The following is a 24801-nucleotide window of genomic DNA, read 5'->3' on the forward strand; positions in this document are numbered from 1 at the left end:
CCGTTCGGCGGGTACGGCCCGCCGGACAGGACCGGCGGGCCGTACCGAGCGGATCAGATCTTCTTCCAGAGCGCCGGCACGTTGGGCGGCTCCCATCCGGTCAGGGCCGTGTGAGCCTGCAGGCACTGGTAGGTGGACCCGCCGTAGATGACCTTCGCGCCGACCGCGTAGGCCGTACCGGCCTTCCACGCGGGCGTGGTGCCGGGCGGCGTCTGCGTGGGTGTCGGGGTGGGCGTCGGCGTCGGGGTGGGTGTGGGGGTCCTCGTGGGCGTCGGGGTGGGTGTCGGCGTGGGGTTGCCGCCGCCCCCGAACGTGACGTCGGAGCAGGTGTAGAACGCCTCAGGGCTGTCCGAGCGCTGCCAGATCGAATAGATCAGGTGGCGGCCGGACCTGCCGGAGGGGATCGTGCCGGTCATCGTGTACGCGCCGTTGGTCAGCGGCGGGTCGGTCACCCGCAGGAACGGGGTGGCGTCCAGGTCCGACCACTTGAGCGGCTGGGCGGGGTTGTAGCCCGCCTTGGTGAGGTAGAGCTCGAAGGTCCCGCGGTGGGGCGCGGTCGCGCGGTAGGTGAAGGTGAACGAGCCGGGGTTGACGCTGGTCGCGGGCCAGTCGGTCCGGGCCAGGTCGAATCCCTTGTACTTGTCGCGGCCCGCGCTGCACAGCTTGCCGTCGGGGATGATCGATCGGCTCTGGCCGCCCGCGTTCGCGAGGTTGATCTCGTTCCAGTCGTAGAGGGCCTGGGTGCCTCCGGCGGCGACGGCCGCCTTGCAGGCCGCCGACTTCGGGCTCTCGGGGCCCTCCAGGAAGCACGCGTAGGCGCGGCTGACGGGGTTCTGCATGGTGCCGTGGGCGAGGGCCGCGGGAACGGCCAGCAGTGGGATGCTGCCGAGGACGGCCACGATTGCCGCAGTTCGCTTCCTGCTCATCAGGCATCTCCTTTGGCGGGGGGTGTTCATGCAGTTCACGGCGTCTTACTGCATTTAACTCTTAGTTAACTTTCCTAAGAGTTTGATCGAAGTTACTCCCAGAAAAGACCCCGGTCAACAACCCCCGCCCCGTCACCCCCCTCCTCCTTTCCCGCGTGATCATGCACGCTTTCGTGATCAAGGCCGCTGGCCTGCGCCTTCCCTGGGTGTGATCATGCGCAGGTTCGTGAATTCATGTCCTGACCTGGGCATATGCCGTTCGTGATCATGCAATTCCTTGCGACGGTCCGGAGCGACCGGGCCGACGCCCGGTCAGTGAGCCGGCCGCGATCGGCTCAGCCGATGTAGGTGCGGGCCCCGTGCGCGGACCTGGGGGACGACCCCAGGGCCGCCGGCGGCTACCGCCTCGAAGAGGCTCCGATGCCGGCGGACGCCGTCGCCGATCTCGGCCGCCGCCGCCCCGCCGGGGTGGATGCTCTCCCAGGCCCTGCTCGTCGAGCAGGCGCAGCGCCTCGTTTAGTGCCTCGCGCAGAGGGGTGCGGCTGATGCCGGACCGCCGGATGAGCTGCCCCTCGACCAACCGGTCGCCGGGTCGCAGGGCGCCGCTGAGGATCTCCTCGCGCGGGCGGTTCATGGACGACTCCACCTGGCTGACGACCTCGAGCACTCCCACACCTCCTCGCACCCGACTGCGGCAGATGACGCCGGCTCCCTGCGCTTCCCGTACGGCCATGCCTGTCGTCTGCGCATGATCACGGAGGGAGTAATGCCAGGTCAGGGCGTTTTTTACGAAGGTGCGCATGATCACGGGCTGCATCGGCGCAGGTCGGCCGATGCTTCTCCGAATGTGTGCATGATCACGCCTACGTGGCTGCGGGTGGAGCTGGTCGCGGCCAGAGTGAGCTTTGTGACTGTATGTGGCAAAAGTAAAATTTCGTGGCGATGACTTGGGGTTTGACTTGTTCTTGGCTTAATGTCCGATTACTCAACCGTGACCAGTCAGGAGATCCCCCATTTCCAGCATCGCGGCACAGCCTCCCCAGAGCCCCCTCCAGATCCCGTCCGGCTGCACTGAGCAGCCGCTGCTCAAGGGCACCACGACCGCCTCCTACTTCTGGGACGACGGCTCGGGCGTCAACGGCGACACCGGCACCCCGGCCTCGGGGAAGCCGATGCAGAAAGGCCTCGCGGCGAGCCCGAGCTGGCCCCTGGGGACCAAGGGCTATGTCGTCTACCAGGGCAAGAAGGCGGAGTTCTTCATCGGCGACCGCGGGCCCGGCATCCCGTCCGACCACGGCGTGATGCTCGACCTCGACGGCAAGACCTTCGCCGACCTGACCGGCGGCACGTGGGACGACTCCTCCATGACCGTCGAGGGCAACGGCGGAGCCGGCCACATCAACGTGACCTACGTCGTCACCGAGTGGGGCTCGAACCCGGGTAAGAAGGCCGCTCCGCGGCCGTTCTCGGCCGGGGCCTACAGCGTCCACGACGACTCGCCCAACGGGCCGGTGATGGTCTGCCCGTCCGCAGCGCCCACAGCGCCTGCCGCGCCCGCAGCGTCCGCACTGGCCTCCCCAGCCTCCCCGGCCGCCGCGACTCCCGCCGATGACAGCGTGTCGGCCGCTCCGGGCTTCAGCACGGTGTCGGCGACGGGACCGTACTCCGAGCCCGTCATTCCCTGCCCCGAGGTCTCGGCCGCCCTCATCGTCTGCGCGGTCGCCGCGGCGGCGGGCAGAAGCGCGCTTCGCCGCGCCGCAAGCCGCCGGTCCTGACGGAAACGTCGGCACACGCCGGTCCTGACGGAAACAGCCGCGTCCGCCGGTCCTGACGGGAACGGCCGCGCTTCGGGGCCCCTGAGGACCGACGCCGGCGTGCCGCCTACTTCTTGCGGCGGCGCTTCAGCGTCCCCGCCACGCGCTGCAGGATGCGCTCCCAGTCGGAGCCGAACGGGTTGTCCTGAACGAGGTACGTCCACGTCGCGGTGGGCCGCTTGAGACCCTGGTCGGCCAGGTCGGCGGTGACGTCCGCCGTCTCGAACGTCTCCTTCGACCGCTGCTCGACCTCGTCGAGCAGGCTGCGATAGGCAGGCGCCGCCTCGCGGTTGAACTCGTCGAGCGGGTTGAGCCGTCCGAGCGCCCGCAGATGGATGCCCTCGCGGAGGTCCGCCAGATAACCGAGGTGCTCGGTCCAGCACCTGTCCAGATGGAACAGCACGATCTGCCGGCATGCCTGCTCGACGACGTCGGCGCCGACCGTCTCGCTCAGCTCGCGGAAGCGGTCGGGGAGAGCCGTCCGCAGCGCCTCCGCCGCGGCGTCGCCGTGGAGGACCCGGTCGCGCAGCTCGAGGACGTGCGTCCGCTGCTCCTCCATGAGCCGGGTGTAGCGCCAGGTGTTGCGGTGGATCTCCAGGTTGACGCCCTCCGCGACCCGCTGGGCGTGCGCCACGAGATCTTCCGCCCGCTTTTGCCGTACGACCCCGTCGGGGTCGGCGCCGGGGAGTGACTCCCCGGCCGCGTACGCGGTGAGCAACTCGTCTTCGCCGCTGACGAAGAAGACCGAGCCGCCGGGGTCGCCCTGCCGCCCGGCCCGGCCGCGGAGCTGGTCGTCGAGCCTGCTGCTGTCGTGCCGCCCGGTGCCGATGACGTACAGCCCGCCGAGGTCCGCGACGTTACGCTCCGTGGACTCTGCGACGGATTCTCCGACGGACTCTTCGGCGGGATCCCCAAGGGACGCTCCGCTGGAATCCCCGGTGGAATCCTCGATGGTCCCGCCGTCGTCGCCCGCCGGCCGTCCGCCGAGCCGGATGTCGGTGCCGCGGCCGGCCATCTGGGTGGAGACCGTGATCGTGCCGAGGGCGCCGGCCCTGGCGATGATCGCCGCTTCTTCCGCGTCGTTCTTGGCGTTGAGCACCACAGGCCGCAGCCCCCGGGCGCGGAGCGCCTCGTCGAGGCGCTCGGACTCCGCGACGTCGAGCGTGCCGATCAGGATGGGACGGCCGGTGGCGTGCTGGGCGTCGATCTCGTCCAGCAGGGCCTCCTGCCTGGCCTCGGCCGTAGCGAAGATCCGGTCGGGCTCGTCCGCCCTGACGCACGGCTTGTTGGGCGGGATCACGGCGACCTTGAGGTCGTAGAACTCGCGGAGCTGCTCGCCGACGGCGACGGCCGTCCCGGTCATGCCGCAGATCTCGGGATAGCCGCGCAGCAGGCCCTGGATGGTCAGGGAGTCGAGGATCTCCCCGGTCTCCGACGCGGGGAGCTTCTCCTTCGCCTCCACCGCCGCCTGGAGCCCGTCGGGCCACCGCTGCAGCAGCGCGACGCGTCCACGCGACTGGTTGATCAGATGGACGCGCCCGTCCCTCACGATGTAGTCGACGTCGCGCGTGAGCAGCGCGTGTGCGTGCAGTGCCAGGTTGACCTCGGTCACCACGCCGGGGTCCTGATAGAGATCGACGCCGAGGGCCTTCTCGACCGTGTCGGTGCCCTTGGCGGTGAGGAAGACGCTCCGCCCCTCCTGGTCGACCTTGTAGTGGTAGCCGCGGGACAGTCTCCTGACCAGCGCGGCCATCTCCGGCACCGCCGTACCGGGATCGGCGGCCCCGGCCAGCACCAGCGGCACGCGGGCCTCGTCGACGAGCACGGAATCGGCCTCGTCCACCAGCGCGACCTGCGGTGTGGGGACGACAAGCTCGGCGGGATCGGTGACCAGCCGGTCGCGGAGCACGTCGAAGCCGAGCTCGCTGACCGCCGCGTAGGTCACGTCCTTGGTGTAGGCGTCCCGGCGCTCCTCGCGCGTGGAGGTCTCGGAGATCCAGCCGACGGTGAGCCCCAGGATCTCGAACAGGGGCCGCATCCACTCGGCGTCACGGCGCGCGAGGTAGTCGTTGACCGACACCGCGTGGACGTGCTTGCCCTGGAGGGCGAATCCGGCGGCGCTCAGGGCGCCGGCCAGCGTCTTACCCTCACCGGTCGCCATCTGCGCGACGTGTCCGTCCAGCATGGCCAGCATGCCGACGAGCTGGACGTCGAAGGGCCGCTGACCGAGCGCGCGGCGGGCGGCCTCGCGCATGACGGCGCAGAACTCCGGCGTGCCCACCTCTCCGGCCCGCAGTTCGGTGCGCTCGCGCACCTCGGCCTCGAGTTCCCCGGCCCGCTCGACCGTTCGCTGGAACGGCGTCAGGTCGACGCTTCCCGGCCTGTCGAGAAAACGCCTGACGAAGTCAGCTACCGAGGCCATGCTCGCTCCAACGACTCACCTGCCGGACTGGTTCCGTCTGCCCGGTTCATGGTGCCACTATCCGGTCTGACAACCTGACCGGGCACCCCGGCATTGCTGTCAGAGGTTGACAGGTATGGCCGGAAGTATGGCCCGCATGACAACCATCGCGAAACTCATCGCCGTCACCATCGACTGTGCCGAGCCCAAGAAGCTGGCCGAGTTCTACGCCACGATCACCGGATTCGAGGTGCAGTACGCCGAGGACGAGTACGCCGGAATCGGCGACGGCACGACCGCCATCTACTTCCAGCGGATTCCCGACCGGAAACCGGCCTCGTGGCCCGGCGCCGACAAGCAGTTCCACCTCGACTTCCGGGTGCCGGACGTGGCCAAGGCCGTACAGGAGTACGTCGAACTGGGTGCGAGCAAGCCGGAATTCCAGCCCGGTGACGGGTGGATCGTCCTCGCGGACCCGGAGGGCCACCTGTTTTGCGTCTGTCCGGAAAGGTCATGACTTCATGCGGGTCGAGTGATCAAGCGGCCGGGGCAGTGACCTTTGTCCTTAAGCTTGCGTGGTGACACTCGACTCGCGACTCACCGGCCGGCGCCCATGATCTTGATGGGAATCTCGATCGCCCTCATCGGAGCCCTGGGCTACGCCCTCGGTGCCGCCCTGCAGCAGCGCGAGGCGGTCAGCGCGGGCGCCACACTCAAACTGGTGAGGCGGCCGCGCTGGTGGATCGGCGGCGTCATCGGCTTCACGGGCGCGTCCCTGCACGCCGTCGCGCTCAGCATCGCGCCGCTCGTGGTCGTGCAGCCGGTGAGTGTGGCCACGCTGGTCTTCGCCGTCCCCCTCGCGGCGTGGCTTCACGGCAGGCGCCCGCGACGGGCCGAGATCATCGGCTCGGTCGCGGTCGCGGCCGGGCTGCTGGGCCTGATGTTGCTCGTCCCGGCCCACAACGTGACGCCGGTGTTGTCGAGCCGTGCCGCCATCGGGCTGATCGGGACGGTCGGGGTGATCGTCGCGGTCACGTTCTTCATCGCACGGTGGTTGCGGGGGCCGCTCAAGGCGCTGCTGATGGCGATCGGCGCCGGCTCGGTCACCGCGACGGTGTCCACGTTCGTCCGGGTCGTGGGCGGCGGGCTCGGCGGTGACCTCGCACGGTTGCTCACCTGGTTCACCATCGCCATCCCCGTGCTGCTGGTCTGCGCCGTGGTGCTGCTGCAGAAGTCGTACGCCGTGGGCTACTTCGGCATCGCCTACGCCGGGGTCCAGGTGGTGGACCCCATCACCTCGGTGACGGCGGGCGCCGTGCTGCTCGGCGAACCGCTGCCCACCGGGGCGGGGAACGTGATCCCCGCTCTGGTGGCGGCCGCGGTGCTCATCGCCGGGACCATAACCCTGGGCCGGATGGCGCCCGATCATTCCCAGGCCGTCCCAGAAGGCGTTCCGGAAGGCGTCCCGGTGAAGTTCCCCGAGGGAGGGGCCGGCGCCGTCGAGACGGCCCGGCTCTGACCGGGGTCACCTCCCCATCCGGTACGGCCGGTCACGCCGGGGGACGCCAGTCGAAGACGTCGTCGAACTGGCGGAAGGCCACATTGGGGCCGAGCCTCCCCGCGAGGAGCAGCATCACGTCGCGGGCCGGAACGGCCAGGGGGTTGCGCCACCTGGTGAGCCGGCCGATGGCCCTCGACCGCCGCGCGATGCGCGTCGTGCGCTCCAGCCGGTCGGCCGTGTAGGCGGCGAGCCCGGCGCGGCCCGCGTGATGGGCCAGGACCACGGCGTCCTCGATGGCTTGGCAGGCGCCCTGCCCCAGATGGGGCGTCATCGCATGGGCGGCGTCGCCGAGCAGCGCCACCTTGCCTCTGTGGAAGGCAGGTAGCGGCGCGTCCATGGAATAGAGGTCATGGCGCAGCACCGCATCCGGCCCGGTGGCAGCGAGCAGTGCGGGGATCGGGTGGTGCCAGTCGCCGAACAGCCAGGTCAGCTCGGCCTTCTCATCGGCCGCCTGCTCGCCGGCGGGCGCCGCCGCCGTGGCGTAGCAGTACACCTGATCGTGGGCCAGTGGCATGACGCCGAAAACCAGTCCGCGGCCCCACGTCTCGCCGGCGGGCACGGGACCGCGCGTCTCGGAGGCCGGGGCGACGAGGCGCCAGCTCGTGACCCCCGCGTACACGGGGCCGGGGTGCCCGGGGAACAGCGCCTCCCTGGTCGAGGACCAGATGCCGTCGGCGGCCACGATCAGGTCCGCCGCGATGTCGCCGTCGTTCGTGGTGACTCGCCCGCCTTCTGGATCGACCGACTCCACGCGGGTGTTCACGCGCAGGGCGCCGGACGAGAGCCGTACAGCCAGGAGGTCGACCAGAGCCGAGCGGAGGAGGATCACGGTGGGATCGCCGTAGCGTGCCCATGCCTCCTCGGCGCTCGTCCGGGAGAGCCAGCGGCCGTCCGGCCGCCGTATGCCCGCCTCGCCCTGGACGGCGGAGAGCTTGCGCACCTCGTCGCCCACGCCGATCGTGTCGAGGGCCCTCAGCGCGTTCGGCGCCACGGCCAGCCCTGATCCGACGGGCTGGATCGACGGCGCCTGCTCGAAGACGGTCACCGCCCATCCGTCGCGCTCGAGGGCCGCCGCAGCCGTCAGACCGCCGATTCCCGCACCGATCACCACCGCCTGTGCCATGACGCCTCCCTTTCACTACATCTGTAGTCGAACGTACTACGCCTGTAGTTCGATGTCACTACGGGCGTAGTATTCGACCGTGATCAGTCATCGGGCGGAAGCCATCGCGGACGCGGCCATCGAGATCCTGGCCGAGCGCGGCATGCGGGGGCTGACCCATCGCGCGGTCGACGAGGCCGCGGGCCTGCCGCAGGGCTCCACTTCGAACCATGCCCGCACCCGCGCCGCCCTGCTCGAGTTGACCATCGCCCGGCTGGCCGACAGGGAGGCGGCCCTCTTCTCCGGCCCGCTCGCCGCCGGGCCGCCGGAGACGGCCGACGACCTGGCCGGCCTCATCGCCCAGGTGACGTACCAGGCCGTGACGGCGAACCGGCGCGGCACGATCGCCCGGTACGAACTCGCTCTCGAGGCGACCCGCCGGCAGGAGCTCCGCAAGGTCTACGACGAGTTGGGCCGCCGGTTCCGCGAGCCCGCCGTCGCCCTTCTTTCGACCGTCGGCTCCGCCGATCCCGTACGGCACGGCCATGGGCTCGTCGCCTTCGCTGAGGGCATCCTGTTCGACGCCGTGGTGGGGGCGGGCGCGGCGCCATCGCTGGGCGACCTCCATGCCGCCTTCGCCGGCTTCCTCCGGGGCTGCCTCCCGTGACGAGGGGGTTCGACAGCCATACCGGCTGGTCGGTACGCTGCTGACGTGAACGATGCCGAGGAGAACGCCGCAGGACAGGACGCCCTCGGCGTGAACGCCGACCCGCCCGGCCTGGACCTGGGCCGGCTCGCGGATCACCTGCGTGAAGCGGGGCTCGCCCGCGGTCCGCTCTCCGCCGAGATGATCACGGGCGGGAAGTCCAACCTCACCTACGTCGTCAGGGACGGCGACGCGACGTTCGTCGTCCGCAGGCCGCCGCTCGGCCATGTGCTCGCGACCGCGCACGACATGAGCCGTGAGTACCGCGTCATGAGCGCGCTCCAGGACACGCCGGTCCCGGTGCCGCGGACCTTCCACCTGTGCCAGGACGCTGACGTGATCGGCGCACCCTTCTACGTCATGGAGTACGTCGAGGGCGGTCAGCCCCCGATCGACCCGGCACTGGCCCACCAACTCGTCGACGTGCTGGCGGCGCTCCACTCGATCGCCCCCGGCGGCGTCGGGCTCGGCGACTTCGGCAGGCCGGACGGCTTCCTCGAGCGCCAGGTCAGCCGGTGGAAGCGCCAACTCGACGCCTCACGCAGCCGCGAGGTCGCGGGCATCGACGAGCTTTTCGCACGGCTGTCGCAGTCGGTTCCGCGCTCCGGCGAGCCGGCGATCGTCCACGGCGACTTCAAGCTCGGCAACACACTCGTCGCGGACGGCCGGGTCAAGGCCGTCCTCGACTGGGAGATGTCCACACTCGGCGACCCGCTCACCGACCTGGCACTCTTCCTTCTCTACGGCGACTTCAACCAACTCGACAGTGAGAACGCCGGAGAGTCGCCCCCCGCGGACGAACTGGCCGCCCACTACGCGGAGGCGTCCGGCCGGGACATCTCCCGCCTGGGCTGGTACATCGGCCTTGCCTGCTTCAAGCTCGCGGTGATCGCCGAGGGCATCCACTTCCGCTTCACCCAGGGGCTCACGGTCGGGGACGGGTTCGCCGAGGTCGGTGAGCAGGTCGCCCCGCTGGTCGCCCGCGGTCTCATGGAGGTCTAGATGAATTTCGGGTTCGACGACACCACGGCCGAGTTGCGGGCCAGGCTCCTGGCGTTCATGGACGAGTGCGTCCTTCCCGCCGAGCGCGCCTACGAGGAGCAGACGGCCACCAGCGGCTGGGGCCCGCCGCCCCTGCTCGAGGACCTGAAGGGGGAGGCCCGCAAGCGCGGCCTGTGGAACCTCTTCCTGCCGGGAGAGGAGGGCGCCGGGCTCACCAACCTGCAGTACGCGCCGCTGGCCGAGATCATGGGCAGGTCCCCGTCGATCGCCGCGTCCGCGACCAACTGCGCCGCGCCCGACACCGGCAACATGGAGTTGCTCGCGCAGTTCGGCAGCGAGTGGCAGCGCAAGGAATACCTGGAGCCGCTGCTGAACGGTGAGATCCGCTCGGCCTTCGCGATGACCGAACCCGACGTGGCCTCCTCCGACGCGACGAACATCTCGACGTCGATCGTCAGGGACGGCGGGGAGTACGTCATCAACGGCCGCAAGTGGTTCATCACCGGGGCGATGAACCCCAACTGCAAGGTCCTCATCGTGATGGGGAAGACCGACCCCGAGGCCCCGTCGCACCGCCAGCAGAGCATGGTCCTCGTGCCGCGCGGCACCCCGGGTCTGACGATCAAGCGGGGCATGAAGGTCTTCGGCTACGACGACGCCAGCCACGGCGGCCACGCCGAGGTCGTCTTCGAGGACGTCAGGGTGCCCGTCGACCACCTGATCGGCGAGGAGGGCGGCGGCTTCGCCATCGCCCAGGCACGCCTCGGGCCTGGCCGCATCCACCACTGCATGCGCCTGATCGGCGCGGCCGAGCGCGCGGTCGAGCTCATGTGCAGGCGGGCCCTGTCGCGCAGCACGTTCGGCAAGACGATCGCCCAGCAGGGCGTCGTCCAGGACTGGATCGCCGAGTCCCGCGTCCGGATCGAGCAACTCCGGCTCCTGGTGCTCAAGACGGCCTGGCTCATGGACACGGTCGGCAACCGCGGCGCCCACACCGAGATCCAGGCCATCAAGATCGCCACTCCGGCGGCCGTCGAGTGGATCCTCGACAAGGCGATCCAGGTGCACGGCGCGGGCGGGCTCAGCCAGGACTTCCCGCTCGCCGGCGCGTGGGCGGGCGTGCGGAGCCTCAGGTTCGCCGACGGCCCCGACGAGGTGCACAAGAGGTCTCTGGCCTACCGCGAGCTCAAGAAGTACATGGACTGAGTGGGAGAGGACGACTCGTGGGATGGGATGAGGCGGCGGTCGACGAGCGCGCTCAGGCGTTCCTGGCCGACCATGATCCGGCGAAGATGGAACGGCTCGACTTCCTGCGTGCGCGGTTCGACGCCGGTCTGGCCTGGGTGCACTTTCCCGAAGGGCTCGGCGGCCTCGGCGCGGCGCGCGGTCTGCAGGCGGTCGTGGAGCGGAGGTTCCGCGGCACGCCGGACAACAACCCCGGCCTGATCACCATCGGTCTCGGCATGGCCGCCCCGACGATCCTCGCCTTCGGCACCGACGAGCAGCGGCAACGGTTCCTCCGGCCGCTGTGGACGGGGGAGGAGGTCTGGTGCCAGCTCTTCAGCGAGCCGGGCGCCGGATCCGACCTCGCGACGCTCGCCACGCGGGCGGTCAGGGAGGGCGACGAATGGGTCGTCGACGGGCAGAAGGTCTGGACGTCGGGGGCTCACCACTCGCGCTGGGCGATCCTGGTCGCGCGCACCGACCCGGACGTGCCGAAGCACCGCGGGCTCAGCTATTTCGTGTGCGACATGGAGGCCCCCGGCGTCGAGGTGCGGCCGCTGCGCCAGATCACCGGTGAGGCCGAGTTCAACGAGGTCTTCCTCACCGGCGTCCGGCTGCCCGATTCGCTCCGGCTCGGCGAGGTCGGCGACGGCTGGCGCGTCGCGCAGACCACGCTGATGAACGAGCGGGTGGCGATCGGCGGCACGCCGACCAGACGGACGATGATCGGCCTGCTCAGTGAGACGTGGCGCGAGCGTCCCGAGCTGCGCACCCACGCCCTGCACCAGCGGCTGCTCAAGCTCTGGGTCGACGCGGAGGTCATGCGCCTCACGGCGACCAGGCTGCGCGAACAGCTCGCCGCGGGGCATCCCGGCCCTGAGGGGTCGGGGATGAAGCTGGCCTTCGCGCGGCTCAACCAGGAGCTGACCGGTCTGGAGGTCGAGCTGCTGCGCGAGGACGGCCTGGCCTACGACGACTGGGCGTTCCGCCGCTCCGACAGTGTCGACTTCCTCGGCCGCGGGTCCGGCTACCGCTACCTGAGGGCCAAGGGCAACTCCATCGAGGGCGGCACGTCGGAGATCCTCCGCAACATCATCGCCGAACGCGTCCTCGGGCTCCCGTCCGAGCCCCGTGTCGACAAGGACGTCGCCTGGAAGGACCTCCCCCGATGAGCGAGGAAGCACACAGCCCGATGACGCTGCTCTACACCGAGGTGGAGGAGGAGCTGCGGGCGGCCGTCCGCGGCCTGCTGTCCGGCCGGAGCTCGCCCTCGGCGGTGCTGGCCCACGTCGAGTCGGCGGCGTCGGACGCCGCCGTGCCGTACGACCTGGAGGTGTGGAAGGCGCTCGGGCGGGACATCGGCGCGGCCGGGCTGCTGATCCCCGAGGACCTGGGCGGCGCCGGCGCGTCGGCGCGCGAGGCGGCCGTCGTCCTGGAGGAGCTGGGCCGTGCGGTGGCGCCCGTGCCGTATCTGAGCAGCGCCGTCCTCGCCACGCGCGCGCTGCTCGGCGCGCAGGACGAGGCCGCTCGGGATCTGCTCGGACGGCTGGCCTCGGGAGAGGTCACCGCCGCACTCGCGGTGTCGTTCGCGGCCTCGCCGTACACGCCGCCGCTCCCGGCGGTGACGCTCGGCGCGGACGGCACACTCACCGGCAGGGTGACCGGGGTGATCGGCGCGGAGGTGGCCGACGTCCTGATCGTCCCGGTCTCGGTGGAGGGGAGCGGCCCGGCGCTCTACGCGGTGGACGCGTCGGAGGCGAGGATCAAGACCGTGGCGTCCCTCGACCTGACCAGGCCCATCGCGACGGTGTCGTTCTCCGGGGCACGGGGGCGGCCCGTCGGGAGCGCCGCCGGCGTCGGGGACGCCCTGCTGCTGGCGGCGGGCCTGCTGGCGTCCGAGCAGCTCGGAGTGGCCGAGTGGTGCCTGACGACGACGGTGGCCTACGTCAAGGAGCGCAAGCAGTTCGCCAGGCCGGTCGGCTCGTTCCAGGCGATCAAGCACCGGCTGGCCGACCTGTGGCTGGAGATCGTCGGCGCCAGGGCCGCCGCCCGCAACGCCGCCGCCCTGCTGGGCGCCGGTGAGGACGCGCACGTCGCGGTCGCGGTCGCCCAGGCGCACTGCGGAGTGGCGGCCGTGCACGCCGCGGAGGAGTGCGTGCAGCTTCACGGCGGTATCGGGATGACCTGGGAGCATCCCGCGCATCTCTACCTCAAGCGGGCGAAGGCCGACGAGATCGCACTGGGCACTCCCGGTGACCACCGCGAGGCCCTCGCCATGCTGGCCGACCTGCCGGGTCCGGTCAGCTGACCGAGTGCCCGAGGGAGCCGAGCAGGAGGTCGGCGAAGTGCCTGCCGACCTCCTGGCCCGAGAGCGGGCCGTCGGGGTTGTACCACGTGCCGAGGTGGTGGACGGAGCCGAAGAAGAAGTCGACCACCATCTCGGCCGGGATGTCCTCGCGGAACACTCCGGCGCGCTGGCCCTCGGCGACCAGGTCGCGGAAGCGCTCGTGGTAGCGGCGGCGCTCGGCGCGGACGGTCTTGTACGTCTCGGGGGTGAGCTGGTGCATCGACCGGAAGAAGATCTTGGAGTCGTCGAGGTTCTCGACCGTGGTGACGACCACGTCCATCGCGGTGGCGTGCAGGCGCTCGGCGACCGGCCCCTCCGCGTCGGCGAACCGGGTCAGGCGCTCCATCTGAAGTCGGAGGACACGGCCGTAGATCTCGTGCAGGAGGTCATCTTTTGATCCGAAATAGTGGTACATGGCGCCCTTGGTGACGCCGGCGGCTGCGACGATCTCCTGGACGGACGTGCTCTCGAAACCGCGTTCGGCGAACAGCCGGGTGGCCTCGGCGAGCAGGCGCCGGCGGACCGGCTCCTCCACGGTGACTGCGCTGCGCGCCATCGTGTCCTCCTCGTTGTCTGTACGGCACAGCGTACCGACTGGTCGGTCGACGTGCTGGGGACGGGGCCAATCCCCGGTTTCGGAGGCGGGAATGGGCTAATTTCCTATCCCGAGGAGAGCTGGGGTTCCTACTTGGGTATCCCTGAGACAGCCGCCTGCCTACCGTGGGGGAGTTTTCGCCATGCCCAGTGGCTCGATCTACGTGCCTCAGGACGAGAAGTTCAAAGGAGCCTCGCCGCAGAACCTGTACGAGACCTTCTGGTTCGCCGGGCGCAAGAACCGGCTCCGCGTCCGCGCCGCCGTCGGGGTGGCCGGCTTCATCGCCGGCTACTACCTCGCCTTCCAGATGGGGCTGGACAATCCCTTCGCCGCCGGCGTGGTGTTCGCCGCCGCCGCGGCCCTGATCGACCTCCTGATCGCCTGGCGCTCCCACGAGCGCACGGCCGTATGGCGGGGCAAGCGGCGCGGCGAGGTCAGGACCGGGAGGCTCCTGCGCCGAGGGCTGACCCGGCACGGTTACCGCGTCATGAACGGCCGTGCCATACCGGGCGAGGCCTCGATCGACCACCTGGTCATCGGACCGGGAGGCGTGTGGATCGTGGACAACGAGGCGTGGGAACCCGACACCCACATCGCCAAGTACGGCGAGCGCCTGTTCTTCGACGAGAAGTTCGGCACCTCGGTGGCCAAGGGGCTGATCGGCGCCGCCACGTCGATGGCGGGGCTGCTGAGCCGCGAGACCGGCATCCCGGTCACGATCACGCCTGTGCTCGCCATCCACGGCGGGAAGATCGACTCGCGCGGCGGGCTGCTCACGGGCGAGGGGCTGACGGTCTCCTATCCGCGCAAGGTGGCGCGCTGGATCCGGTCGGAACCGACCGCCGAGCTGACCGCCGAGCAGATCGAGTTGTTGTCGCGGACGGCCGCCCGCATCCTGCGCCGCATGATGTGATCCTCGGCCGGCTGGGAGATCGACGCGGGCGAAGGACGTCGATGTGACCAGGGGCCGACACCGGACATGGGCCGGATCGAGATGGGGATCTCGATCCGGGAGCCGGCTCGAGGGTTCACTTCAGCGTCTCGATGAACTCGGCCAGTTGGGCGACGTTCCGGCATTCGTGCATCGGGACGACCGAACCGTAGCCGGTGGCGACCGAGTCGCCGGTGTCCCACTGCGCCCGGGGCTCCGGGTTGAGCCAGTACGCGTGCCGGGCGCGGCCGGCCAGCCGCTTCAGCGTGTCCAGGGCGGGCGCCTGGTAGTTGGAGCGGGCGTCCCCGAGGATCAGCAGCGACGTCTTCGGGCCAACGGCGTCCGCGTAACGCTCGGCGAACCTCTCGAAGACGTTGCCGTAGTTGGTGCGGCCGAACCGGGTGATGTCGGCTTCCTGCGCCATCCGGGAGATCGCGTCGATGACGTCGGTGCCGGGCGCGAACATCTTGGTGATCTCGTCGACCGTGTCCACGAACGCGAACGCGCGCACCTTGGTGAACTGCTCGCGCAGGGCGAAGGTGAGCAGCAGCGTGAAGTGGGAGAACGTGGAGACGGAGTCACTGGCGTCGCACAACACCACGAGCTCCGGCTTGTGCGGGCGCTTGGGCCGCAGCCGCGTGCTGAGCGGGACTCCACCCGTCGACAACGAGGCCCTGACCGTGCGCCGGAAGTCGAGCCGCCCGCGGCGGCCGAGCCGGTTCCTGATCGTGAGCCGGGTCGCGAGCCGGCGGGCCAGCGGGTAGACCTCACGGCGGAGTTGTGCCAGCTCGGCCTTCGTCACGCGCAGGAAGTCGATCCTGTCGATCGGCGGCTTGACCGTCGAACGGGCGATCTTCTCGATGCCCGACTCTTCGGCGATCCTCCGCCGGACGTCGGTGGCCACTTCTTCCTGGAATCTAGCGATATTTCGGCTTATCTGCTGGCGGGCGATCTTCTCGGGGAGGCCGCCGCGTTCCGTCAGCATCCGGCCGAGCAGGCGGGCCGTCAGCGTCTCGGGGGACAGCGCGCGCATGACGGCGAAGGAGAACCACGACTGGCGTCCCGCCGCCGCCTGAACCCGGCCGAACCGCTCCACCATCGCACGGGCGAACTCCCGGAACGCGGGGTCGTCGGGATCGTCCATCAGCAGGTCGGCGAGCCGGTCGCGTAACTCGGGGATCTCGGCGTGCTCCAGGTCGACGGCGTGGTCCCGCCAGTCGCCCGTGTCGGGATCCGTGTCCGCATCCGGGTCCGCGCCCGGGCCGTCCGAGACCACGGGCGGGAACCACAGGTCGAACAGCACGTCGAAGCCGGGACGGTACGACGGGCGCTTGACCAGCGTCGCCGCGTACGCCTCGCGGAGCGTGTTCCGGTCGGCCAGGTCGATCACGGTGAGGGCGCCGGCCGCGTCGAGCCCTTCGGCGAGCGAGACGGGCAGCCCCGCCTCGCGCAGCGCCTGGACGAAGCCGAGATGCCGGTCGACCAGCGACTCCCGTGTCATGGCCGTTTTCATGCCCGTATTCATGACCGAGCCGGCAGGCCGAGCTCCTTGGCAGCTCTGGCCTGGTCGGAGTTGTGCTTGAGCACCACGCCGAGCGTCTGTCCGATGACCGTCTCGTCGAGTTCCGTACGGCCCAGCGCGAGCAGGGTACGGGCCCAGTCGATCGTCTCGGCGATCGACGGCGACTTCTTCAGCTCCAGGACGCGCAGCGCGGCGACCGTACGCGCGAGTTGTTCGGCGATGCTCGCGGGAAGGCCGGGCACCTGGGCCAGCACGATGTCGCGCTCGCGCTCGGGGGTGGGGTAGTCGAGGTGGAGGTAGAGGCAGCGCCGCTTGAGCGCCTCCGACAGTTCGCGCGTCGCGTTCGAGGTGAGCACGACGTACGGCGTGCGCGCAGCGACGATCGTGCCGAGCTCGGGGATCGTGATCTGGTAGTCGGACAGGATCTCCAGCAGGAGTCCCTCGACCTCGACGTCGGCCTTGTCGGTCTCGTCGATGAGCAGCACCGTCGGCTCGTCGCTCCTGATCGCCTTCAGCAGGGGGCGTTCGAGGAGGAACTCCTCGGAGAAGATGTCGTCCCAGGCGTCGTCGTCGGCCTGGATGCGCAGGAGTTGCTTCTTGTAGTTCCACTCGTAGAGCGCCCGCGCCTCGTCGAGGCCCTCGTAGCACTGCAGCCTGATCAACCGGGCGCCCGTGGCCGCCGCGACGGCCTTGGCGAGCTGGGTCTTCCCGACCCCGGCCGGTCCCTCGGTCAGCAACGGCTTGCCGAGCGCTCCGGCCAGGAAGACCGATGTCGTGATGCCGTCGTCGGCAAGGTAGTCCACGGCCGCAAGCCGTTCCCGGACCTCGTCAGGCGAGGCGAACCACATCTGTGCTCCCAGCGTCGACCGAATGTTGTTCTAGCGTAGCCCGGTTTTGAGTGGTCTGGGCATTGCGATAATCTCTAAGAGCTCTGCGCCGCTAGCTCAGTTGGTTAGAGCAGCTGACTCTTAATCAGCGGGTCCGGGGTTCGAGTCCCTGGCGGCGCACTTCTCTGAAACCCAGGTCGATACAGCCGACCTGGGTTTTCCGTTTTTCACCCGGTCGTGGAGTCGCGGTCACGTCCCGGGAGTCGTCGTCGGTCTCATCAGCACCCATGGACGAATCGGTGAATCTCTGTTGTGATCCACTTGGCCGTCCGCACGATGCGGCGGGCACGATCGACGAGAGAGCCCGGACCCCCCGTGATTCGATCAGGCACCACCGGCCGTGAAGATTCGATCCTCTGATGTCCCGTGGCCGGGCCCCGGGCCCGCGATCGCCTGACACACGGGCCGTTCCGCTCGATCCTCGATGGTTCGCCCTGACGGGTGCGTCCACTGAGGTGGCCCATGTCCACAGGTCTCTGGACGTGCAGGCCGCGGCCGATGCCTCCGTGACCGCGGTCGAGCTGATCGGCAGGCTGCGGGAGTGGACCACCCGGCTCGGCCGCCCTTTCGACCCCGCCATGGTGCCGCTGTGCTCTCTGACGGCGGCCAACTGCACTCCCTGGCTGTCCGCGTCCGCCTGCTACCCGGTCGCCCAGACGGCGGCCTGGCTGCTGGCCCTCGACGCCTGGTCCGACGGGCCCGGCTCCGACGGCTCGCTCGTGGACGCCGGGATCACGCGCTGCCTGGAGGTCGTCGACGGCGGCGCACCCACGTCCGGCGATCCGCTGCAGGTCTCCCTGGCCGAGATCCGCGACCAGGTCCACGCGGGGCCGTCAGGCGAGGCGGTGCACGACCGGTGGCGGCAGGCCGTCACCGAGTCGCTGCTGGGCACGGCGTTCGAACGTCACGCCGCGGACGACGTCGCGCGGGGGGCGGAACCGCCGCCCCTGGCCGAGTATCTGCGGCACGCCACCGGCAGCATCGGCCTGGCCATGATGGTCACGGCGGCGTGGTCGGCGATGGACGATCCGGCCCTGCCCGACCGGCTCCCGGAGCTGCGCGGCCCCCTCGACGACGCCTCGATGGCCGTCCGGCTGGCCAACGACCTGCGCGGTCACGCCCGGGAGCAGGCCGAAGGGACGATCGACGCGCTCGCCTTGGGCCTCGCTCCGCAGGACCTCGCCGCATCGCTGGCCGAGCATCTGAACCGCTGCCGCCGGCGGCTCCGGCCGCTGGCGGGGATCGTCCCCGGACCGGTCGCGGCCCTGGAACGCCATCTGATCTGGAGCGTCCGCATGTACCAGCGATTCGAGGCCGGCCACACCGGCTGAGCGCTGTCCCGCACCTTTCAGACTGGGGAAACACGTGACAGACACCGCCACCTCCTCGCCTGCCGGAACCCCGCTCCCGTCATCCGCCGCCGAGGTGCTGGCCGGGCTGACCGCCCGCCCGCTGGGCGAGACCTCTCCCTCGATCTACGACACCGGCCGGGTGAACACCCTGGCCCCCTGGCTGCCGAACGCCGGAGGACGACTGCGTTTCCTGATGTCGGCCCAGAAAGCCGACGGAACCTGGGGCGGCCCGGACGGTTATGCCGTGATCCCGACGCTGAGCGCCGTCGAGGCGTTGCTGAACGCCGGATGCCGGGAAGACGTCTCCGCCGCCGAGCAGGGGCGGCTCGCCGGGGCCGCCCACCGCGGCCTGTCCGCCCTGTGGTCCCTGCTCCACCGGAACGACCCCGCGCGCCTTCCCGACACGGTGGCTGCGGAGCTCATCGCACCCGCGCTGACCGCGGAGGTGAACGCCCATCTCGACCGCCTCGCGTCCAGCCCGGTCTCCGGCCTGGACGCCTGGAGTGGCGGCGCCCGGCTGGAGCGGCCGCCGGGCTCGGCCCCGCAGTCGCTGGCCAAAGCCCGCGAGCACCTGCGCGTCAGTGGAAACGCGCCCGTGAAGCTCTGGCACTCCCTGGAGGTCATGGGCGACCTGGCCCGCGCCGCGAGATCGGTCGTACCGGCAGGAGGCGCCGTCTCCTGTTCACCGGCCGCCACCGCCGCGTGGCTGGGCAGCCCGCCGATGGACGAACCGGCCTCGATCGCCTACCTGGAGTCGGCCGGCGCCGATCACGGCGGGGCGCTGCCGGGGATCTTCCCGCTGTACGGCTTCGAGCGGATCTGGGTCATCGCGACCCTGCTGGGAGCGGGCCTCGACGTCAGCGTCTCCGGCTCACTCGTCACCCAACTGGAAACCACACTGGACGCCGGTGCGATGGGCGGAGCGCCGGGGCTTCCGCCCGACGCCGACACCACGAGTGCGGCGCTGGCCACGCTGGCGCGGCTCGGTCGCCCGCGTGATCCGGCCCGCCTGTGGGAGTTCGAGTTGGATGACCACTTCTGCTGCTGGGTCGGGGAGCGGACACCGTCGCCCACCGCCAACGCCCACGTCCTGGAGGCGTTCGCCGAACACGTCGCCCGCGCCTCCGGCGACACCGGCCGACACCGCGCCGCCATCGTCAAGATCGTCCGATGGCTCGCCGACGCCCAACGGCGGGACGGCTCTTGGACGGACAAATGGCACGCGTCCGCCTACTACGCGACCGCCCACTGCGCGCTGGCGCTGGACCTGGTGGACCGCGACGACGTGGTGCGCAGAGCCGTCGAGTGGACCCTCGCCACCCAGAACGCGGACGGCTCGTGGGGACGATGGGGCGGCACCAGTGAGGAGACCGCCTACGCCATCCACATCCTGCTCCGCACCCGCCCAGGCCGGGCCGACCCGCGGACCCGGCGGGCCGCCGCCCGCGGCCACGCGTTCATGCGGGCCGAGGACCCCGAACGGCACCCCGCCCTGTGGCAGGACAAGGAACTGTACGCACCGTTGGCCATCTGCCGCGCCGTACGGCTGGCCGCCCTGCACATCGCGCAGGCCGCCGGTCTCCCCAGTGGGGAATAGGTCGTGCGTGGGCCCTACGGCTCCCGGGATCCGTCGTAGGCGTCGCGCGCCTCGAAGACGTCGTCCAGCCTGGACTCGACCCACCGGGTCAGCGTCCATACCTGCTCGGCGACCTCGTGGCCCATGGGAGTCAAGGAGTAGTCGACGCGCGGCGGGATGACGGGCTTGGCGTCGCGGTGGAGGAAACCGTCGCGTTCCAGGGTCTGCAGGGTCTGCGCGAGCATCTTCTCGCTCACGCCCCCGACCTCGCGGCGCAGCTCGCTGAAGCGGTACGAGCGCTCGCGCAGCGCCGCCAGGACCAGCACGCCCCAGCGGCTGGTGACGTGTTCGAGCACGACCCGCGAGGGGCACCCCGCGCGATTGACGTTCGGCGGGGGTGCGAGTGTCCCGGTCGCCACAGCTCCAGCCTTGTCACTTACACCCATACCAGTACCTTACTTGAAGGTGGGTACTTACGGCCATGCCGGTACCGCTCGTATGGTGAGCTCCGAGCGCGCGACCTGCACTCATGGCGCACACCTAACGGGGAGAAGTACTTCAATGAGCATCGTCATCACCGGCGCGACCGGTCAGCTCGGCCGTCTGGTCATCACGGACCTGCTCGCCGCCGGGGTACCGGCGGACGGGATCACGGCCGTCGCGCGCAGCGCGGAGAAGGCCGCCGATCTGGTGGCGAAGGGCGTCGGTCTGCACATCGCCGACTACGACCGGCCCGAGACGTTCACGGGGGCGTTCCGGCCTGAGGACCGGGTGCTGCTGGTCCCCAGCACCGACGTGGGCAGGCGCGCCGCCCAGCACGTCGCGGTGATCGACGCCGCGAAGGAGGCGGGCGTGGCACAACTGGCCTACGTCGGCGCGTTCGGCGGGCCCAAGGCCGACTTCCTGCTCGCGGACGACCACCGCGAGACCGAGCAGTTGATCCTCGACTCCGGCCTGCCGTACACCTTCCTGCGCAACAACTGGTATTCCGAGGTGTACACCCGCGACCTGGCCGGGAACATCGAGCGCGGCGCCATCGTCAACAACGTCGCTCCCGGCAGTCACATCGCCACCGCTGCCCGCGCGGACTACGCGGCGGCCGCGGCCGTCGTCATGCACGCCGACGGTCACCTGAACAAGGCGTACGAACTGGGCGGTGACACCACATGGACGTTCGAGGAGTTCGCCGAGGAGGTGACGCGGCAGACGGGCAAGAAAATCGTGCACACCTCGTTGACCGCCGCCGAGCACAAGGCGATCCTCACCGGCGTGGGGCTTCCCGAGGGCTTCGCCGACATTCTCGTGGACATGGACGAAGGCATCGGCAGGGGCGTGCTGGCGGCCACGCCCGGGGACCTGTCGCGGCTCATCGGGCGTCCCACGACGCCCATCGCCGACACGATCGCGGAGGCGCTGGCCTCCTGACGCCACGACGGCTCCGTACGGCAGGCGCCCGCTAGATCCGATCTAGCGGGCGCCTCGCCGTTTCTCGCGCCTGTGGGGTGACGCCGGACAGCCGAGGAGGGACGCCGATGTGGCTCGCGGAGGCCGTGCCCCCGCTGCGCATGGCAGCGATCATCGGAAGCACCAGGGAGGGCCGTGTCTGCGACGTCATCGGCCGGTGGTTCGTGGAACGGGTGCGAGAGCGGAAGGACCTCCAGGCGGAGGTCGTCGATCTGGCCGAGTTCGCCTTCCCCGCCAGGTATCCGCACGAGGCGACGTCCCAGATGCGCAGGTTCACCGCGGAGATAGGCAGGGCCGACGCCTTCGTGGTGGTCACTCCCGAGTACAACCGCAGTTTCCCCGCCTCCCTCAAGCAGGCGATCGACTACGCCTACGACGAGTGGCAGGCCAAGCCGGTCGGCTTCGTGTCGTACGGCTGCAGGTCGGAGGGCATCTATGCGATCGAGCAGCTACGGACGATCTTCACTGAGCTGCATGCCGTGACCATGCGTGACAGCGTCGGCTTCAACCTGCTCGGCGGCGGCGTCGACGACAGCGGCAGGCCATGTGGCACTGACGAACAGATCCAGGCGAGCAAGGCCATGCTCGACCAGCTCGTCTGGTGGGGCCTCGCGCTGCGGGCCGCGCGCGCCGCGAGGCCGTACGTCGCGTAACCGGAGAGGACAGATCATGGGTGAGCTTGGAACCGGCCCGGCGATAGAGACGTCGGGCCTGATCAAGATTTTCGGGAAGAACCGTGCGCTCGACGGCCTGGACCTCACGGTCCCCGCCGGGACGGTGTACGGCGTGCTCGGCCCCAACGGGGCGGGCAAGACCACGGCGGTGCGGATCCTGGCCACACTACTTCGCCCCGACGGCGGCGAGGCGCGGGTGTTCGGTCACGACGTCCTGCGCAATCCGGACGCGGTGCGCGGCAGGGTGAGCCTGACCGGGCAGTTCGCCTCGGTGGACGAGGACATGACCGGGATGGAGAACCTCGTCCTGATCGCCAGGCTTCTGGGCTACCGGAAGCCGGGCGCCAGGGACAGGGCGGGACAACTGCTGGAGGCGTTCGGGCTCACGGACGCCACCGACCGCCAGGTGAAGAACTACTCCGGGGGCATGCGCAGGCGACTGGACATCGCGGCCAGCATCCTCAGCACCCCCGAACTGCTCTTCCTCGACGAGCCCACCACGGGCCTCGACCCGCGCAGCCGCAACCAGGTCTGGGACATCATCCGCATCGTGGTCGCCCACGGCACGACGGTCCTGCTGACCACGCAGTACCTCGACGAGGCCGACCGGCTGGCCGGCCGCATCGCGGTCATCGACCACGGCAAGGTCATCGCCGAGGGGACGCCGGGCCAGCTGAAGGCCTCGGTCGGCGCGGGTTCGGTGCACGTACGGCTGCGTGACGCGTCCCAGCGGCCGGAGGCAGAGCGTGTCCTGTCCAAGGCGCTGGACGCGCCCGTACAACTCGAAGCCGATCCGGTGGCCCTGACCGCCCGGGTGGCGGGGGAGGGCATCGAGCACGCTGCCGCGGAGCAGGCCGCCCGCGCGCTGTCGGAACTCGCCGCGGCCGGCATCACCGTCGACGACTTCTCCCTCGGCCAGCCCAGCCTGGACGAGGTCTTCCTCGCCCTCACCGACCACCCGGCCACGTCAGAGGAGACAGCGGCATGAGCGCCACGACCACGGAGACCGGCACGACGTACGTCCCCGCCGCCGAGACGCTCGGCGCGGTCCTGGCGCCGGGGGCGCGTCCGCAGCGCCCCAGCGCGCTGTCGGCCTCGATCACGTTCGGCTGGCGCGCGATGTTGAAGATCAAGCACGTGCCCGAGCAGCTGTTCGACGTGACCGCGTTCCCCATCATCATGACGCTGATGTTCACCTACCTGTTCGGTGGTGCGCTCGCCGGCTCGACGACCGAGTATCTGCAGTACCTGCTGCCGGGAATCATGGTCACGAGCATCGTGATGATCACGATGTACACCGGCGTGGCGGTCAACACCGACATCGAGAAGGGGGTGTTCGACCGCTTCCGGTCGCTGCGGATCTGGCGGCCCGCGCCGATGGTCGGCTACATCCTCGGCGACATGTTCCGTTACACGGTGGCGTCCCTGGTCATCCTCGTGGTGGGCCTGATCCTGGGTTTCCGGCCGGGCGGCGGAGTCGTCGGCGTGCTGGCGGGAGTGGGCCTGCTGATCGCCTTCTCGTTCGCGTTCTCCTGGGTCTGGACGATGTTCGGACTGCTGCTGCGCAGTGAGAAGTCGGTGATGGGCGTCAGCATGCTGGTGCTGTTCCCGCTCACCTTCCTCAGCAACGTCTTCGTCCAACCGGAGACCATGCCGGGCTGGCTGCAGGCGTTCGTCGAGGTCAACCCGATCACGCATCTGGTCAGCGCCGTTCGTTCGCTGATGGGAGGCGCCACCGACACCGGGGAGGTCACCCTGGTGCTGATCTCCGGAGCCGTGCTGGTCGTGGTCTTCGGCACGCTCACGATGCGCCTGTACAACCGCAAGTGACAACCGACGGTGTCCACCTGCGGAAACGCCTAGGTTGATCTTCAGAAGGCACAGTCAGGGCACTCGACCCTTCCACGAGGCCGGGCGCGAAGAAGGCATCCATGGCCTTCCGCGCCCGGTCCGCGGCATCCGGCAGCAGGTGGGTGTACGTCCTCAGCGTGAACCCTGGGTCGTTGTGCCCGAGAAATTCGGCCACCGTGCGGATGTCGACGCCGGCGCCCAACCAGGCCGAGGCTGCTGTGTGCCGCAAGGCGTGACATCCGTTCTCACGACCGCCGTGAATGCCTGCATTTTTGAGCGCGGTCTGCCATGTCCTGTTGAAGGAGGGGCGACGCAAGGCCCGGCCGTTCGAGGTCGTGAAGAGCAGCGCGGCCGCGATCGGCTCACCGTTAGGAACTCGCCAGGGGAGAGTCACCTCAACTGGCGGGAAGTCCGCGATGTGGGCGCTCAGATGCATGGCGACGGAATCCGGAAGCGGAACCGATCGCACCTTGCCTCGCTTTGGCGGACTAAGCACGAGCGTGCCCGTGTCGTTCCCCGTCGCCTGGGAGGACCTGGACAACGTCTCCCCAGCCGACTTCACCGTGCATACCGCGGCCGGACTGCTGGGCGAACGGGACCCGTGGGTGGAACTCATGCAGGAACCGCAGGAGTTGCCGGCCGACCTGGTGGAGGAGGGCCACACGATTCCGGTCGCCCGCGTCCAGGCCATGCACGAAGGCAAACGCCGCGCCCGCGCCCGCCGCACCTGAGCGAATTTCATCTCAGTTCAAGGTGGCAATCACTCCCGCGCCAACTTCGCTGACCGAGGTTCCTCGTCTCCGGCCCGGGCTACTTCAGGAGCTGACGAGCCATGACCAGGCGTTGGATCTGGGTATCGGCGTGCT

The 24801-nt window shown here is 70.0% G+C and carries 25 protein-coding genes and 1 tRNA gene; 17 read left to right on the top strand and 9 right to left on the bottom strand.

What is annotated here, in order from left to right:
- Positions 1 to 53: 53 nt before the first annotated feature.
- The gene (locus Pmi06nite_RS11305; protein WP_203952881.1) at positions 54 to 926 is read right to left on the bottom strand and encodes a lytic polysaccharide monooxygenase auxiliary activity family 9 protein; all 873 of its coding nucleotides are present in this window, start codon (positions 924 to 926) and stop codon (positions 54 to 56) included.
- A 265-nt stretch (positions 927 to 1191) separates the two neighbouring features.
- The gene (locus tag Pmi06nite_RS11310) at positions 1192 to 1743 is read right to left on the bottom strand and encodes a GntR family transcriptional regulator (RefSeq protein ID WP_308442492.1); all 552 of its coding nucleotides are present in this window, start codon (positions 1741 to 1743) and stop codon (positions 1192 to 1194) included.
- A gap of 355 nt (positions 1744 to 2098) precedes the next feature.
- Between Pmi06nite_RS11310 and Pmi06nite_RS42955 the strand changes: the two genes are divergently transcribed.
- The gene (locus tag Pmi06nite_RS42955; RefSeq protein WP_373317288.1) at positions 2099 to 2701 is read left to right on the top strand and encodes a hypothetical protein; all 603 of its coding nucleotides are present in this window, start codon (positions 2099 to 2101) and stop codon (positions 2699 to 2701) included.
- Positions 2702 to 2807: 106 nt separating this feature from the next.
- Here Pmi06nite_RS42955 and Pmi06nite_RS11320 read toward each other — a convergent pair whose 3' ends face one another.
- Positions 2808 to 5162, bottom strand: coding sequence for a preprotein translocase subunit SecA (locus Pmi06nite_RS11320; RefSeq protein ID WP_203952882.1), 2355 nt, complete (start codon positions 5160 to 5162; stop codon positions 2808 to 2810).
- A 136-nt stretch (positions 5163 to 5298) separates the two neighbouring features.
- On the opposite strand from Pmi06nite_RS11320, the gene Pmi06nite_RS11325 reads away from it, so the two are divergent.
- Positions 5299 to 5658, top strand: a complete 360-nt coding sequence (locus tag Pmi06nite_RS11325; RefSeq protein WP_203952883.1) for a VOC family protein — start codon at positions 5299 to 5301, stop codon at positions 5656 to 5658.
- Positions 5659 to 5763: 105 nt separating this feature from the next.
- On the top strand, positions 5764 to 6660 hold the full coding sequence (locus Pmi06nite_RS11330) for a DMT family transporter (protein WP_239113827.1): 897 nt from the start codon (positions 5764 to 5766) through the stop codon (positions 6658 to 6660).
- Positions 6661 to 6691: 31 nt separating this feature from the next.
- Here the strand turns inward: Pmi06nite_RS11330 and Pmi06nite_RS11335 are convergent, their stop codons facing one another.
- Positions 6692 to 7825: an FAD-dependent monooxygenase gene (locus tag Pmi06nite_RS11335; protein ID WP_203952885.1), complete on the bottom strand. Its 1134-nt coding sequence runs from the start codon at positions 7823 to 7825 to the stop codon at positions 6692 to 6694.
- 79 nt (positions 7826 to 7904) lie between these two features.
- On the opposite strand from Pmi06nite_RS11335, the gene Pmi06nite_RS11340 reads away from it, so the two are divergent.
- The 5 genes from Pmi06nite_RS11340 (at position 7905) to Pmi06nite_RS11360 (ending at position 13044) form a co-directional block, all read left to right on the top strand.
- A complete protein-coding gene (locus Pmi06nite_RS11340; protein ID WP_203952886.1) occupies positions 7905 to 8471 on the top strand; it encodes a TetR/AcrR family transcriptional regulator in 567 nt (188 codons plus the stop codon).
- A gap of 90 nt (positions 8472 to 8561) precedes the next feature.
- Positions 8562 to 9512, top strand: coding sequence for a phosphotransferase family protein (locus Pmi06nite_RS11345; protein ID WP_203953220.1), 951 nt, complete (start codon positions 8562 to 8564; stop codon positions 9510 to 9512).
- Positions 9513 to 10718, top strand: a complete 1206-nt coding sequence (locus Pmi06nite_RS11350) for an acyl-CoA dehydrogenase family protein (protein ID WP_203952887.1) — start codon at positions 9513 to 9515, stop codon at positions 10716 to 10718. It begins immediately after the preceding gene.
- Positions 10719 to 10735: 17 nt separating this feature from the next.
- A complete protein-coding gene (locus tag Pmi06nite_RS11355; RefSeq protein ID WP_239113828.1) occupies positions 10736 to 11908 on the top strand; it encodes an acyl-CoA dehydrogenase family protein in 1173 nt (390 codons plus the stop codon).
- Positions 11905 to 13044, top strand: coding sequence for an acyl-CoA dehydrogenase family protein (locus Pmi06nite_RS11360; protein WP_239113829.1), 1140 nt, complete (start codon positions 11905 to 11907; stop codon positions 13042 to 13044). Before Pmi06nite_RS11355 ends, Pmi06nite_RS11360 begins: the two co-directional genes overlap by 4 nt.
- Here the strand turns inward: Pmi06nite_RS11360 and Pmi06nite_RS11365 are convergent.
- Positions 13037 to 13639, bottom strand: a complete 603-nt coding sequence (locus Pmi06nite_RS11365) for a TetR/AcrR family transcriptional regulator (protein ID WP_203952888.1) — start codon at positions 13637 to 13639, stop codon at positions 13037 to 13039. The genes Pmi06nite_RS11360 and Pmi06nite_RS11365 overlap by 8 nt on opposite strands.
- 181 nt (positions 13640 to 13820) lie before the next feature.
- Between Pmi06nite_RS11365 and Pmi06nite_RS11370 the strand changes: the two genes are divergently transcribed.
- Positions 13821 to 14591 (top strand): nuclease-related domain-containing protein, encoded by a 771-nt coding sequence (locus Pmi06nite_RS11370; RefSeq protein WP_203952889.1) that lies wholly within the window; start codon positions 13821 to 13823, stop codon positions 14589 to 14591.
- 115 nt (positions 14592 to 14706) lie between these two features.
- Here Pmi06nite_RS11370 and Pmi06nite_RS11375 read toward each other — a convergent pair whose 3' ends face one another.
- Together Pmi06nite_RS11375 and Pmi06nite_RS11380 are read right to left on the bottom strand one after the other, a co-directional pair.
- Positions 14707 to 16110, bottom strand: a complete 1404-nt coding sequence (locus tag Pmi06nite_RS11375) for a vWA domain-containing protein (protein WP_203952890.1) — start codon at positions 16108 to 16110, stop codon at positions 14707 to 14709.
- Between the two features lie 20 nt (positions 16111 to 16130).
- Positions 16131 to 16979, bottom strand: coding sequence for an AAA family ATPase (locus Pmi06nite_RS11380; protein ID WP_203952891.1), 849 nt, complete (start codon positions 16977 to 16979; stop codon positions 16131 to 16133).
- Positions 16980 to 17064: 85 nt separating this feature from the next.
- On the opposite strand from Pmi06nite_RS11380, the gene Pmi06nite_RS11385 reads away from it, so the two are divergent.
- The 3 genes from Pmi06nite_RS11385 to Pmi06nite_RS11395 all read left to right on the top strand — a co-directional run bounded on the left by Pmi06nite_RS11385 (position 17065) and on the right by Pmi06nite_RS11395 (position 19967).
- A tRNA-Lys gene (locus tag Pmi06nite_RS11385) sits at positions 17065 to 17138 on the top strand.
- A gap of 386 nt (positions 17139 to 17524) precedes the next feature.
- A complete protein-coding gene (locus Pmi06nite_RS11390; RefSeq protein WP_203952892.1) occupies positions 17525 to 18349 on the top strand; it encodes a terpene synthase family protein in 825 nt (274 codons plus the stop codon).
- A gap of 34 nt (positions 18350 to 18383) precedes the next feature.
- Positions 18384 to 19967: a prenyltransferase/squalene oxidase repeat-containing protein gene (locus Pmi06nite_RS11395; protein ID WP_203952893.1), complete on the top strand. Its 1584-nt coding sequence runs from the start codon at positions 18384 to 18386 to the stop codon at positions 19965 to 19967.
- Between the two features lie 14 nt (positions 19968 to 19981).
- Here Pmi06nite_RS11395 and Pmi06nite_RS11400 read toward each other — a convergent pair whose 3' ends face one another.
- The gene (locus tag Pmi06nite_RS11400) at positions 19982 to 20365 is read right to left on the bottom strand and encodes a winged helix-turn-helix transcriptional regulator (RefSeq protein ID WP_239113830.1); all 384 of its coding nucleotides are present in this window, start codon (positions 20363 to 20365) and stop codon (positions 19982 to 19984) included.
- A 142-nt stretch (positions 20366 to 20507) separates the two neighbouring features.
- On the opposite strand from Pmi06nite_RS11400, the gene Pmi06nite_RS11405 reads away from it, so the two are divergent.
- The 4 genes from Pmi06nite_RS11405 to Pmi06nite_RS11420 all read left to right on the top strand — a co-directional run bounded on the left by Pmi06nite_RS11405 (position 20508) and on the right by Pmi06nite_RS11420 (position 23914).
- Complete coding sequence (locus Pmi06nite_RS11405) at positions 20508 to 21371, top strand: SDR family oxidoreductase (protein ID WP_203952895.1); 864 nt, start codon at positions 20508 to 20510, stop codon at positions 21369 to 21371.
- Positions 21372 to 21478: 107 nt separating this feature from the next.
- Positions 21479 to 22063 (top strand): NADPH-dependent FMN reductase, encoded by a 585-nt coding sequence (locus Pmi06nite_RS11410; RefSeq protein WP_203952896.1) that lies wholly within the window; start codon positions 21479 to 21481, stop codon positions 22061 to 22063.
- Positions 22064 to 22079: 16 nt separating this feature from the next.
- Positions 22080 to 23072 (top strand): ATP-binding cassette domain-containing protein, encoded by a 993-nt coding sequence (locus Pmi06nite_RS11415; RefSeq protein WP_203952897.1) that lies wholly within the window; start codon positions 22080 to 22082, stop codon positions 23070 to 23072.
- Positions 23069 to 23914, top strand: coding sequence for an ABC transporter permease (locus tag Pmi06nite_RS11420; RefSeq protein ID WP_203952898.1), 846 nt, complete (start codon positions 23069 to 23071; stop codon positions 23912 to 23914). Before Pmi06nite_RS11415 ends, Pmi06nite_RS11420 begins: the two co-directional genes overlap by 4 nt.
- Here Pmi06nite_RS11420 and Pmi06nite_RS42960 read toward each other — a convergent pair.
- The gene (locus tag Pmi06nite_RS42960; protein ID WP_373317289.1) at positions 23886 to 24551 is read right to left on the bottom strand and encodes a tyrosine-type recombinase/integrase; all 666 of its coding nucleotides are present in this window, start codon (positions 24549 to 24551) and stop codon (positions 23886 to 23888) included. The two genes, Pmi06nite_RS11420 and Pmi06nite_RS42960, sit on opposite strands and share 29 nt — an antisense overlap.
- On the opposite strand from Pmi06nite_RS42960, the gene Pmi06nite_RS11430 reads away from it, so the two are divergent.
- Positions 24442 to 24666: a hypothetical protein gene (locus tag Pmi06nite_RS11430; RefSeq protein ID WP_203952900.1), complete on the top strand. Its 225-nt coding sequence runs from the start codon at positions 24442 to 24444 to the stop codon at positions 24664 to 24666. The two genes, Pmi06nite_RS42960 and Pmi06nite_RS11430, sit on opposite strands and share 110 nt — an antisense overlap.
- The last annotated feature ends 135 nt before the right edge of the window (positions 24667 to 24801 follow it).

Source organism: Planotetraspora mira (assembly GCF_016863275.1).
Lineage (GTDB): Bacteria > Actinomycetota > Actinomycetes > Streptosporangiales > Streptosporangiaceae > Planotetraspora > Planotetraspora mira.